This window comes from Shinella sp. NM-101, assembly GCF_021401195.1.
GTDB lineage: Bacteria > Pseudomonadota > Alphaproteobacteria > Rhizobiales > Rhizobiaceae > Shinella.
In genome coordinates, this window is the sequence record NZ_JACBFT010000007.1 from 282163 (window position 1) to 293951 (window position 11789).

11 protein-coding genes are annotated in these 11789 nt (G+C 62.4%); 6 read left to right on the forward strand and 5 right to left on the reverse strand.

What is annotated here, in order from left to right; all coding sequences use genetic code 11:
• Nucleotides 1-22: 22 nt before the first annotated feature.
• On the reverse strand, nt 23-1066 hold the full coding sequence (locus tag L0976_RS15835) for a LacI family DNA-binding transcriptional regulator (RefSeq protein WP_203317708.1): 1044 nt from the start codon (nt 1064-1066) through the stop codon (nt 23-25).
• Nucleotides 1067-1293: 227 nt separating this feature from the next.
• On the opposite strand from L0976_RS15835, the gene L0976_RS15840 reads away from it, so the two are divergent.
• Genes L0976_RS15840 through L0976_RS15860 form a run of 5 tightly spaced genes read left to right on the forward strand, consistent with a single transcriptional unit; the run spans nt 1294 to nt 6356 of the window.
• Nucleotides 1294-2058 carry an ATP-binding cassette domain-containing protein gene (locus tag L0976_RS15840; RefSeq protein ID WP_203317707.1) on the forward strand — a complete coding sequence of 255 codons (765 nt, stop codon included), beginning with the start codon at nt 1294-1296 and terminating at the stop codon, nt 2056-2058.
• 4 nt (nt 2059-2062) lie between these two features.
• Nucleotides 2063-2998, forward strand: coding sequence for a CoA transferase subunit A (locus tag L0976_RS15845; RefSeq protein WP_234188247.1), 936 nt, complete (start codon nt 2063-2065; stop codon nt 2996-2998).
• Nucleotides 2995-3774 carry a CoA-transferase subunit beta gene (locus L0976_RS15850; RefSeq protein WP_234188248.1) on the forward strand — a complete coding sequence of 260 codons (780 nt, stop codon included), beginning with the start codon at nt 2995-2997 and terminating at the stop codon, nt 3772-3774. Before L0976_RS15845 ends, L0976_RS15850 begins: the two co-directional genes overlap by 4 nt.
• A complete protein-coding gene (locus L0976_RS15855; protein WP_234188249.1) occupies nt 3771-4586 on the forward strand; it encodes a CoA-transferase in 816 nt (271 codons plus the stop codon). The genes L0976_RS15850 and L0976_RS15855 overlap by 4 nt, the downstream gene beginning before the upstream one ends.
• 39 nt (nt 4587-4625) lie before the next feature.
• Nucleotides 4626-6356: an AMP-binding protein gene (locus L0976_RS15860; protein WP_234188250.1), complete on the forward strand. Its 1731-nt coding sequence runs from the start codon at nt 4626-4628 to the stop codon at nt 6354-6356.
• An 11-nt stretch (nt 6357-6367) separates the two neighbouring features.
• Here the strand turns inward: L0976_RS15860 and L0976_RS15865 are convergent, their stop codons facing one another.
• The 4 genes from L0976_RS15865 to L0976_RS15880 are packed head-to-tail and all read right to left on the reverse strand — an operon-like array spanning nt 6368 to nt 10584.
• Nucleotides 6368-7099 carry a cyclase family protein gene (locus L0976_RS15865; RefSeq protein WP_203317702.1) on the reverse strand — a complete coding sequence of 244 codons (732 nt, stop codon included), beginning with the start codon at nt 7097-7099 and terminating at the stop codon, nt 6368-6370.
• Between the two features lie 26 nt (nt 7100-7125).
• The gene (locus tag L0976_RS15870; RefSeq protein ID WP_234188251.1) at nt 7126-8106 is read right to left on the reverse strand and encodes an ABC transporter permease; all 981 of its coding nucleotides are present in this window, start codon (nt 8104-8106) and stop codon (nt 7126-7128) included.
• A 10-nt stretch (nt 8107-8116) separates the two neighbouring features.
• A complete protein-coding gene (locus L0976_RS15875; protein ID WP_234188252.1) occupies nt 8117-9586 on the reverse strand; it encodes a sugar ABC transporter ATP-binding protein in 1470 nt (489 codons plus the stop codon).
• A 29-nt stretch (nt 9587-9615) separates the two neighbouring features.
• Nucleotides 9616-10584: a substrate-binding domain-containing protein gene (locus L0976_RS15880; protein ID WP_234188253.1), complete on the reverse strand. Its 969-nt coding sequence runs from the start codon at nt 10582-10584 to the stop codon at nt 9616-9618.
• A gap of 403 nt (nt 10585-10987) precedes the next feature.
• On the opposite strand from L0976_RS15880, the gene L0976_RS15885 reads away from it, so the two are divergent.
• Entirely contained in the window at nt 10988-11251 is a 264-nt protein-coding gene (locus tag L0976_RS15885; RefSeq protein WP_234188254.1) for a hypothetical protein, read from the forward strand.
• The last annotated feature ends 538 nt before the right edge of the window (nt 11252-11789 follow it).

Consider the following 11789-nt stretch of genomic DNA (forward strand, 5'->3'; position numbering starts at 1 on the left):
CAAGCGGCAGAATTTTTTGTTGTCAGTCCGTATAGGTGGACATGTCGGCGGCGGCCGGCGGCGCGGTTGTTCCCCGCACGATCAGACGGGTCGGCAGAATGATCTGCTTGCCGGTCTTGGACGGCTGCCTGATCCGCTTCATCAAAAGTTCCGCTGCCGCCGCCCCCATGTCGCGCTTCTGCAACTGGATGGTCGTCAGGTTGATCGTCTTGAGATTGGCGAGAACGATATCGTCGAGGCCGATGACGGAAAGATCGCCGGGGATGCGCAAGCCCTGGTCGAGCGCAACCTGCATCACCCCGAGCGCGTTCATGTCGCTACTTGCCAGGATGCAGGTCGGACGATTCTTCAGCTCGGTGAAATATCGGCCGGCCTCAAGGCCGCTGTCGAACGTGTACCGGCCCTGGAAGATCATGGACCGCGACTGCGACAGCCGCAGCCTGAGGCTTTCCTGCCGGAAGGTCTCGAGCCGCTCGCGCGCCGAACTCGATTCGAGAGGCCCCGTCACAAAGCCGACGCGGCGGTGGCCGAGTGCATGGGCATGCCGGATGGCCTCGGCCAGCCCTTCCTCATTGTCGGAGCCGACATAGTCGTCTTTCCATTTCGGGCTTCTGCGCTGAACCAGAACATAGGGCGTGCCGGCATCGAGCAGCGCCCGCACGCGCGGCGAATCGCAATGCTGCGAAATCAGCACCATTCCATCCACCTGGCGGTCGTGCAGCGTCTGCATGTGCAGGATCTGCCGCTCCTCGTCCTCGTCGGTGTTGCAGAGCAGCATGGTGCATTTTTCGCGCATCACCACATCCTCTACACCGCGGACGAAATCGGCCGAGGAGGGGTTTGCGACATCGGAAATCAGCACCCCGATGGTGAAGCTTCTCTGCATGCGCAGGGCGCGCGCGACGGTCGAAGCGCGATAGCCGAGCTTTCGCGCCGTCTCGTTGACGAGCTCGCGCGTCTCGTCTCGGACATACTGCTTGCCGGACAGGGCATTCGATACCGTCGAGAGGGCAAGCCCGGAGGCCTTGGCCACGTCCTTGATGGTGACTTTCTTTCGCTCTACCATTTCACCCCCTATCCTAAGCGTCCCAGCATATGCCGCCTGCCACAGGTTCGACCAGCCATTGACATCACATGTCCAGCGGATATATCAAATTATAGAAACGTTTTCCAGAAACGTTTTTATATCATTTCGGAGATGTCGAGGAGGCGCATCGGTGGATGCGGCGACATGGCCGTAGCGATGCAAGAGTGCAGCCAGAGTCGCTGCTGCCGACCGGAGGAAAACCACACATGACGAACGACTTCCTTTTGCGGGTGAGCAATCTCGGCAAGTCATATGGCGCCGTGCAGGCCCTGCAGGACGTGAGCTTTACCATGCGGCCGGGCGAGACGATCGCCCTTGTCGGCGACAACGGCGCCGGCAAGAGCACGCTGGTCAAGCTGCTCTCCGGTGTCGTGCGGCCGACATCCGGCTCCATCGAGATCATGGGCCGCGCGGTCGATCTCACCTCGCCCGATGTCGCCCGCGCGGCCGGGATCGAGACTGTGTATCAGGATCTCGGTCTCTGCAACAATCTCACCGTTGCCGAGAACATCTTCCTCGGCCGCGAGGAAATCGTCGGCTGGGGGCCGTTTTCGTTTCTTGCACGCTCGCGCATGCGCGAGCGGTCGCGGCAGGCCCTGGCGGGCCTTTCGATCAACGTTCCCTCGCCGGACCAGAATGTCGCGGGCCTGAGCGGCGGCCAGCGCCAAGCGGTCTCGATCGCGCGCAGCCGGCTTTGGGAAAGCAATCTCGTGCTGCTGGACGAGCCGACGGCGGCGCTTGGCGTGCAGGAAACCGCCAAGGCCATGGAGGCCGTGCGCCAGTTGCAGAAGAACGGCGTCGCCATCATCCTCATCACCCACAGCATGCCGATGGCAAAGGAAATGAGCGACCGGGTGATCGTCCTGCGTCGCGGGAAGAAGGTTGGCGACGTGCGCACCGCGGCGGTGTCGGGCGACGACATCGTATCCCTGATCACCGGCGCGCGCGACCACCATATCGAGGCTGCCTGACATCATGGGACATTCAAAGCTTGTCTCGCTCGACGATGCCGTCGCACTCGTCGAAGACGGTATGTCGATAACGGCCGGCGGGTTTGCCCATTCGCACCAGCCGATGGGCTTCTTCCGCACACTGATGCGGACGGGCCGCAAGGACCTGACGATCATGGGCGTCGCCGAGTGCTGGGTCGCCGAATGGCTCGCCGCCGCCGGCATGCTGCGACGCGCCTACTTCTCCAATTTCATGTTCGAAGGCTTCGGCCGGTGCCGGCGCTTTTCCGAAGGCATCGAGAACGGCACGATCGAAGCGGAGGATCACAGCCATTTCGGCATGGTGATGCGGCTGGCGGCCTCAGGGCTCGGCCTGCCCTTCATGCCGATGCGTTCGCAGGCCGGGACGGACATCATGAATGTTGCGGGGTTCGAGCATCCCGCGGCCAAGGCGCAGATGTTCCGCTCTCCGTTCGACGGCACGGTGGTCAGCCTGGTCTCGCCGCTGAAGCCTGATATCGCGGTGATCCATGCCGCACGCGCCGACGAACTCGGCAATGTCGAGCTTTACGGCACGACCTCCGTCATCGAGGAGCAGGTACGCGCCGCCGCCAAGGTCATCGTCACCGTGGAAGAAATCGTCACCACCGAGGAAATCCGGCGCAATCCGCAGGCGACCCTCATTCCGGGCATGATGGTGGACAAGCTCGTCCACCTTCCCTTCGGCGCCTTTCCGCTCGGCGTCTACGGCTATTACGAATATGACGGCGCAGCGCTTGCAGACTACTACGAGGCCTCGCGCACGCCGGAAGGCACACGCGTTTGGCTTGATACCTGGGTGCACGGGATCGCCACGCATTGGGACTATCTCGACGCGCACGGCGCTTCGCGCCTGCTTGCGCTCAGGACCGATCCGCATCTCGGATACAGATACGATATCCCCGAAGGAGTGGCACGATGAGCGGAACGAGTCGTGACGCCCTGATGGCGGTCGCCGCCTCCCGCGAGATACGCGATGGCGAAACGGCCTTCATCGGCACGGGCCTGCCGATGGTCGCTGCCTATCTCGCCAAAGCAACCCATGCGCCGGGCGTCAACCTTGTCTTCGAATCGGGCATCATCGATCCCGCGCCGCTGGAACTGGCCTCGGGTGTCGGCGACTATCGGCTGGCCTATGGATCGACCAAGATCGCCGGTACCTTCTATGCGCTATCGTTGCTCCAGCAGGGGAAGATCGACATCGGCTTCCTGGGAACCGCGGAAATCGACGCCTTCGGCAATCTCAATTCCACGGTTATCGGCAATTACCGCAGGCCCAAGGTGCGCCTGCCGGGTTCGGGCGGGGCGAACGACATCGCCTCCATGGCCAAGCGCTTCGTCATCATCGCGCGGGCTGATCCCAAGCGATTTGTCGAGAAGCTGAACTATCTGACGACACCGGGCTTCCTCACCGGTCCCGGCGCGCGCGAAGCGGCTGGCCTGCCCGGCAGTGGGCCTGTAAAGGTCATCACCGATCTCGGCATTCTCGGCTTTGATCCAGCGTCGAAGAGAATGCGGCTGGAAGAGACTTTCCCTGGCATAAGCCCGGCGGAGGTCCAGTCCGCGATCGGCTTCGAGCTTGTGCCTTATGCCGATACCAGAGCGGCCGTGGCCCCGACCGAAGAGCAGATCGACCTCCTGAGAACGAAGATCGATCCGAACGGCATGTACGTCAAAAATCTCCAGGCTTCCCGATGACCCGATCCGATACAAAGCATGTGAGCCTGGAGCAGGCAGTCCGCTCGGTCCCCGATGGCGCCGTTGTGGCCCTTGCCGGCGCCGCGCAGACGCGCCACCCCATGGCGATCCTGCGTGAAGTCGTTCGGCAGAAAAAGCGGGGGCTTCGCCTCGTCGGCTATCGCGACGGCATGGATTTCGACATGCTAGCGCGTGCCGGCTGCGCTTCGGATGTCGATGTGCCTGCTTCGGCAGGGAGCGAAGAGGCCGCGCAGGCGAGGTTCGAAGCTGGTGCGGCGGGCCTGCCCTATGCGATCATCGGCATGGCTGGCGAAGGTGCCGTGACGAAGGCGATTGCCCTCCACGACGCGGCTGGCAACACCGTGATGGCCGTGCCGAAGATCAATCCCGATATCGCAATCCTCCACGCCCACGCCGCGGACATCCATGGAAATGTCCTGATGGACCTGGAGACCTGCGCGGGTTTTGCGCGTGACGTCATCGTCGCACGTTCGGCTGCGCGCGTGATCGTCTCCGTCGAGCAGATCGTCAGTCCGCAAACGCTCGCCAATGCGCCGGCACGGCTGGTGCTTGCCGCCGACACGGTGGACATGGTGGTCGAAGCGCCATATGGCGCCTATCCGACGCAGTGCGAACGCCGATATGATGGCGACGACAAGGCCCTTGCCGCCTATGATGAAGCCGCACGCGACGCCGGGGCCTTCCGCCAATGGCTGGAGGACGAGGTCGATGCAAAAGGCAGCCACGCACTCTATCTGGACAGGCTTGGGATGGAGCGGTTGCAGGCGATCACGACCAGGCGGTCGGCTTGAGGTCCGGCTGAAGCGAGACCATCGAAAGGTTTGCAGTTCATGGCCAAGGCCAGTGAGATCGGTCGAGTCTGCGATGGGACGACCGAAGAGAGCTATCTCGCCCTGCTCCGCCAGTTGTGGCGCAAAAACTGGCCGGATGGCCTGAAGGGCACCCTGCAGGATCCGATGCCCGGGCTCGACCTGCCGCAGCGGCTCGCCGCCTGGGCGCGGGCCGAGCCGCAGAAGACCGCAATCTGGTTTTACGGACGCAGCTTCAGCTATGCCGAACTGCATGAGATGAGCGGTCGTCTTGCCGCACGGCTTGTCAGCGATGGCATCGTTGCCGGCGACAGGGTGGCACTCGTCATGCCGAACTGCCCGCAATTCACCATCGCCTTCCTGGCCATCCTGCGTATCGGCGCGGTTCATTGCCCGATGAGCCCATTGGCGAAGCAGCGCGAGCTCGAACATCAATTGAAGGATTGCGGCGCGAAGGCCATTATCGCCCTGCAATCGCTCATGCCTCTCGTAGAGTCGTGCGAAGGCAATGCGCTCGGCCTTTTCTACCGGACCCGGATATCCGACGCACTGCCGGCAGCGGCCGAACTTCCGGTGCCGCCGATGGTCAGCGAGGAACAGGCTTCGGGCGGAACGGCCGTCGACTTCTTCGACGCCATCGCCCATGCCGATCCGCTTCCCGCCGAAGCTGCGGCTGCCGACCTCGATCGGACGGCCTCGATTAACTACACGAGCGGTACGACCGCCTATCCGAGGGGCTGCCTGCACAGCCAGGGCCACATGATCTATACGGCGGCGGCCAACCATCTGCGCAGCGACAGTTTCGCCGAGACGACGCTGAACTTCTTCCCGCAATTCTGGATCGCCGGGCAGAACCACGGCCTCGTCTACCAGATCTTTTCCGGGACGACGCTGGTGCTGCTGTCGCGCTGGGATCCCCTGGCCTTCATGATGGCGGTCTCGAGCCAGCGCGTCGCGGCGACGACCATGCTGGTCGACAATCTCGTCGAGGTCATGGACCATCCACGCTTTGCGGAATTCGACCTGTCGTCGTTGCGGCTGATTCGCTGCGTTTCCTTCGTCCAGAAGCTTGGCATCGAAATCCGCAATCGATGGCTCTCACATTACCCGGTTGCGGTCCTGTCGGAATCGGCCTGGGGCATGACCGAAACCCATACGGCCAACACGGTGACGATCGGATTTCAGAAAGACGACTTCGACCTCGCCTCCCGGCCAACCTTCGTCGGCCTTCCCTCACCCGGGACGGATTTCAAGATCTGTGATTTCGACACCGGCGAAATCCTGCCGCTGGGCGCCGAAGGCGAAATCTGCTGCCGCTCGCCTGCGGTCTTCAACGGCTATCTGAATGCAGCCGAGGCGACGCAGGCCGCATTGCGCAACGGCTGGCTCCATTCCGGCGATATCGGACAGATCGACGAGGACGGCTTCATCCACTACCTGGGACGAAGGAAGGACCTGATCAAGGTCAACGGCATGAGCGTCGGCCCCGCCGAGATCGAGGCCGTTGTCGCCGAACATCCGGCCGTCTTCGCCGTCGCCGTCGTGCCCCGCCCGGATGCGTCGCGCGGTCAGGTTCCTGTCGCCTTCGTCCAGCTCGTGCCCGACACAGCCTCGGCGACGGAAAGCGAGCTGGTTCAATGGTGCCGTAGCCGCATAGCGTCCTACAAGGTGCCGGAGGTGCGCATCGTCGCGGCCCTGCCCGTCGGACAGACGGGCAAGATTCAGAAGGACATTCTCAAGCAGCAGACGTGACTTGCGTCCGCTCAGCGCTCGCAAAAGGCGATCGGCCGCAGCGGCGAGCCGGAGCCCTCGGCGAAGGGCAAGGGGGCGGCTGCGAAAAAGCTTCTCAAGGATAGTTGCTCCAGCCGCGCCAGCATCTCCATGATCAGGATGCCGTTCGGCAGCCAGTGCTTGTCATGGCCGAGCGAATGACCGGCCTTGCCGTCGACGATGGCGATCTCGCACGCAACCGTATCGGTTCCGATCGCCCGTATGCCGCGCTCCTTGAACAGGATGACGGTTTCCTCGGTCATGCCGGGAGCATTGGTGGCGTACCATTGCGCATGGCAATCGCAGCGCCAATGCCGCTTCATCCAGCCATAATTGACCAGGGCGATCTCGCCGCTGCCGACCCTGATGTCGTTCTCACGCTCATAGCGCTCGACCATGTCGGGGGTGATCAACTCCCCGGCCTCCAGACCAAGGCTGGAAAAATCGTAGAGGACGGCCGGGGCAAACAGCTTGTCGACCTCGATCTGGTCGACCGTCTGGGCGCCGGGATGATTGTGTGCCGGAGCATCGACATGCGCGCCGGTATGCTCGGCCATGACGATGCCCTGGCAGAAGTAGCCGTCATGCTCGTGGTTCATCGTCTTGTCGATGATCAGGTGCGGATGTGTCGGCCAGCGCGGGATACCGCGCTCGAGCCGCGGCGCCAAGTCGACCGGCCGCAATTGGCCGAACAGGCGGGAAATTTCGGAAATCGTGTCCGTCATGAAAAGCCTCCCAATGTCGATGCGCGTCAGCGCCGGCGAAATTCGATTGCGCCCGCAAGGACGGCTACGAGAATGACGACGCCGCTGATCAGGCCCTGACTGTAGGGCGCGACACCGAGCAGCACCATGCCGTTCTTCAGTGTCGTCATGAACAGGGCGCCGAGAAATGTCCCGACCACGCTTCCGCGTCCGCCGAACAGGCTGGTGCCGCCGATGATGACCGCGGCGATGACATCGAGCTCCCAGCCGTCGGCGACCGTCGGCGTCGCCGAGTTCAGCCGTGACGTGAGCATGATCCCGGCAAGGGCCGCCAGAAGCGCGCTGGTGACGAAGACCGCCGTCTTGACGCGCGCAACATTGATGCCCGAAAGCCGTGCCGCCTCCTCGTTGCCTCCGACGGCATAGACGGAGCGACCGAAAGTGGTGTGGCGCAGGCCGATATAGCCTATCACATAGACCGCGATCATGATCAGCGTCGGCAGCCTGACCGGGCCGATGGTCGCGCCATCCAGCATGGTAAAGCCCGGCGGCATGGGCGCGATGGGAAAGCCGCCGCTGATCAGGAAACATCCGCTGCGCAAGGCAGTGAGCAGCGCCAAAGACGTGATGAAGCTCGGAATGCGAAACGTCACCCGCATGAAGGCGATGAGGCACCCCGAACACGCACCGATCAGCAGCGTGCAGGGTATGGCGATCCACAGCGGAAAACCGAGCCGCACCGCCATGTAGGCGAGGCAGACGCTGCAGAACGCCGCCAGCGCGCCGACGGAAAGATCGATCTCGGCGCAAATCACGACATAGGTCATGCCGACCGCGATGATGGCGATCATCGCCGTCTGCCGCAGGATGTTGAACTGGTTGAAGGACGTCAGAAAATTGTTCGCCGTGACGCTGAACACCAAATACAGCACGACGTAGGCTACGAAAAGAAGAGCGATGTGACGGGTAATCGGCGACAGCCGGATCGACCCGCTTTTGCCTTTGCTGGAGATTGACGTTGTCGTCATTTGATATCCTTCAGGAAGTCGCAGCCAGAACAACGTCGTTCAGATCGGCGGTGTCGGCATCGTGTACGGATGTGATGCGGCCCCGCGCCATCGTCAGGATGCGGTCGGAAACCTGGAGCACCTCCTCGATTTCCGAGGAGATGAAGATGATCGCCAGGCCCTCGGCGGCAAGCGCCTGCAGGATTCCGACGATCTGGGCCTTGGCCTGCACGTCGATGCCGCGGGTCGGCTCGTCGAGAAGCAAGACCTTCGGCGCAGTGGCAAGCCACTTGCCGAACACGATCTTTTGCTGATTGCCGCCCGAAAGGGCGCGAACCGGGACTTCCGCGTGGGCCAGCGCCACCTGAAAACGCTCGACGACATCATCGACGATGGCGCGCTCCTTTGCATGGCGGAACAGCCCGAGCCTGGAGCCGAGCTGCGCCAGAACGGCAAGCGTGGTGTTCTCCCGAACGGTCAGGTCGAGCACGAGGGCCTGATGCTTGCGATCCTCCGGCAGGAAAGCCATTCCCAGCCGCTTCATCGTCGCGATCGTCGGATGCAGGACGCGCGTCCCGTCGATGTCGATCGTGCCGGAATCGATCCTGTCGACGCCGAACAGCGCCCTGACGAGCTCTGTCCGCCCTGCCCCGACGAGGCCGGCGATGCCGAGGACTTCGCCGGCATGAAGATCGAAATCGATGTCGGTCAACACGCCGCGCCGGGTGAGCCCGCGCACCGACAGGATCACGTCGGGTCTTGCGGTGCGTCCGGGTTGAGGGACGGTCACCGTCTGCCCGACCATCATGTTGACGATGTCGCTGCGCTTGTGGTGACCGATCGCGGTTTCTCCGACGGTCTCGCCGTTGCGCAGGACGGTGACATGACTGCAGACCGCCTCGACCTCGGCCAGGCGGTGGGAAATGTAGACCACCGACACCCCGGCTTCGGCAAGATCGCGGATCACCTGCAGCAGCCGGGCGGAGTCCGCGTCGCCGAGCGCCGATGTCGGCTCGTCGAGCACCAGCACGCGCGGCGCCTTCGCCAGGGCCTTGGCGATTTCCACCATCTGCTGGTCGGCGATGCTGAGTTCGGAAACGATGCTCGACGGCGCGATCTTGGACTTCAATCGTGCGAGCACTTCCGAAGCCTGGCTGGAAAGCCCCTGCCAATCAACCAGCCCGCGCCTCTTCGGCCAGGAACCCAGAAAGATGTTCTCTGCCGCCGACATGCTCGGCACGAGGCTGAGTTCCTGGTGGACGATGGCAATTCCGGCCGCATGCGCATCGGCCGGCGCACGAAAGACAACCGGCTTGCCGTCGATCAGAATCTCTCCGGAATCCGGCTGCGTGACGCCGGAGAGGACTTTCATCAGGGTCGACTTGCCGGCACCGTTCTTGCCCACGAGGGCGTGGACGGTGCCGGGCGCAAGATCGAGGTTGACGCCGTTCAACGCCATCACGCCGGAATAATGCTTGGTGATCCCGCGCATCTGGAACATTGTCGATCCCCCGACCGCTGAAGGATGGTTCAGCGGGTTGCCAGCGACTGATATTTTTCCAGATAGGCCTTCACGTCGTCCGGCTTGTCGTTGGAGTAGAGCGCCAGCGGAATGGTGTACTTGCCAGCCACATTCTTGCCGTTGACGGCCTCCACGGCAAGCTGCAGGGCCTTTTCGCCGATAGAGTAGGGATCCTGCGTCGCGACGGCGACCACGCCACTCGACGGATCGGTCAACGATGCCGCCGTCTGAAGGCTCATGTCGGTGCCGAAGATCTTGATGTCCGCGCCCGTCGAGCGCTTGGCCGTCTGCGCGCCGACAAGACCGCCTTCATTCGCAGCCCAGACGAGCTGGATGTCGGGATGAGCCTGCAGCATCGTCTCGAGATTGGTGGAGGCCTGCTCGGGCATGACGCCTTCCTGCTCGGCAACGATCTCGATGCCCGGCGCCTTCTTGATCTCCTCGACGAAGCCATCGCGGCGCAGCACCGACTGGGCGTAGCGGACCACGGTGAGAAGCGCGATCTTCGCCTTGCCGCCCATCTCCCTGTTGACGTAGTCCACCACATGGCGGCCCATCATCGCGCCGAGTTCCTTGTTGTCGACGCCGACGAAGGTATCCATCAGATCCGACTCGACAAAGGAATCGTAGTTGATGACGACAATCCCGGCCTTGCGAGCCCGCTCCATCGCCGGAATCGAAGCCTTGGAATCGACGACGCTGATGATGATGCCCTTGACGCCGCTGGCGATGAGGTTGGAAACCGCCTCATCCTCCTTGTCGACCTTTCCCGCCGAATTCGCCAGCACGACCTGGGCATTCAGCGTCTTCGCCGCTTCCTGGGCACCCATCTCCACCGTGCGGTACCATTCGTACTGCGAATCCATCTGGACCGCGCCGATGACTGGCGCCTGCTGCGCCTGAGCGATGGACGCTACCGACAATGCCACGGCTGCCGCCGCCGTCATTATCCTCGTGCCTCGTGCAAACTTGTTCATGACTCTCCTCCCATGGAAAAGCCGATGGCGCGCCCTCCTGCCCACCAACGGCGACAAAATATAGAAACGTTTTCCGAAAACGTTTCTATACCTCTCATGCGACCGTTCCCGTGTCAACATTTAAAATGAGCGGGCGGCAAATCCAGATCGGCATTCATCGTCTCCCTATCGAGGATCGGCGATTTGTAAGAAGCTGAGCTAGTGCGCAGCGCGCCTGTCGGAGCAGGCCGTGATACGTCCAGAGTGTCCGATAGATGTTGATCTTGCGATCCGCCCACCCTCCTTAAATGGCAGGCAGACTTTTGCGTAAAACGCAGCGCCGTCTCTTCCGGCTACCGGTTGAGAAGGCGCAGAGTAGGCGTGACCTTGATGGACAAACATATAATGGCCTGAAAGCTTTCCGGTGAAGACGACCAAGCAGGACAACAATCTGCAACGCCGCGTGGTCTGGAAAGATCTCGCCCAATGGTGGAACGGCCGACTGGGTTCCGTTCGCTGCGATTTTTCACCGCCCGCGAAGTGCTGCGCCTTTCACAGGATCGTTCAGGGCTGGGATGCTCTCTCCGCGAGGCTGAACGCGAACGGCAATCTGGCCGCGATTGCTCCCGGTCTCGATTGGAGAGACAAGGACACTTCGCTTTCTGTTGTCTGCTCCATGGCACGCTGATGGACTTGTTTGGCTTATTGCAGGGGTGAATCCTCCCGGACAAATCAGCGCGGCGCACGGTTTTGCTCTTCCTTGCGCTGTCGGCCCGATGTTAGGCGGCTTGTCGGAAAGGCGCTTCGGCTGCTGCTCTTTGTTCGGCGCACCGGTCGTCGCGACATGGGCGACGGTGTCCACCCTTTGCGACGACCTTCTGTCCCTCGCCCAGCGCAAGGCTCTACACTGCCGCGATCGCAGCGGCGCTGGTTATGCAATCCCTTTGCAATCGTACCTCCCAGCGCGTGCTCTGGAGGACGGTGTTGAGACGCGTGTGGGTGAGGGTGGCGCGCGCCTATCGGCGGTGAGCCAGAGGCTCGCGATAGCCCGCGCCATCCTGCTTATGCTCCAATCACACTGCTGGACGAATCGACGGCCTCCGTGTGTCCCGGATCAGCGCCCTTGAGACAGAACTGGTTTAGTTGAGAAGAGAGGATTTTCGGCTCATCGTAGCTCTATCAAAGGAAGCGAAGATGAGACAGAAATCCGGGCCGCAGTCGTCAGC

What these genes read in the sequence shown, in the direction of transcription:
- L0976_RS15835 (WP_203317708.1), bottom strand. Translation starts at nt 1,066, where the DNA reads ATGGTAGAGCGAAAGAAAGTCACCATCAAGGACGTGGCCAAGGCCTCC.
- L0976_RS15840 (WP_203317707.1), top strand. Translation starts at nt 1,294, where the DNA reads ATGACGAACGACTTCCTTTTGCGGGTGAGCAATCTCGGCAAGTCATAT.
- L0976_RS15845 (WP_234188247.1), top strand. Translation starts at nt 2,063, where the DNA reads ATGGGACATTCAAAGCTTGTCTCGCTCGACGATGCCGTCGCACTCGTC.
- L0976_RS15850 (WP_234188248.1), top strand. Translation starts at nt 2,995, where the DNA reads ATGAGCGGAACGAGTCGTGACGCCCTGATGGCGGTCGCCGCCTCCCGC.
- L0976_RS15855 (WP_234188249.1), top strand. Translation starts at nt 3,771, where the DNA reads ATGACCCGATCCGATACAAAGCATGTGAGCCTGGAGCAGGCAGTCCGC.
- L0976_RS15860 (WP_234188250.1), top strand. Translation starts at nt 4,626, where the DNA reads ATGGCCAAGGCCAGTGAGATCGGTCGAGTCTGCGATGGGACGACCGAA.
- L0976_RS15865 (WP_203317702.1), bottom strand. Translation starts at nt 7,099, where the DNA reads ATGACGGACACGATTTCCGAAATTTCCCGCCTGTTCGGCCAATTGCGG.
- L0976_RS15870 (WP_234188251.1), bottom strand. Translation starts at nt 8,106, where the DNA reads ATGACGACAACGTCAATCTCCAGCAAAGGCAAAAGCGGGTCGATCCGG.
- L0976_RS15875 (WP_234188252.1), bottom strand. Translation starts at nt 9,586, where the DNA reads ATGTTCCAGATGCGCGGGATCACCAAGCATTATTCCGGCGTGATGGCG.
- L0976_RS15880 (WP_234188253.1), bottom strand. Translation starts at nt 10,584, where the DNA reads ATGAACAAGTTTGCACGAGGCACGAGGATAATGACGGCGGCGGCAGCC.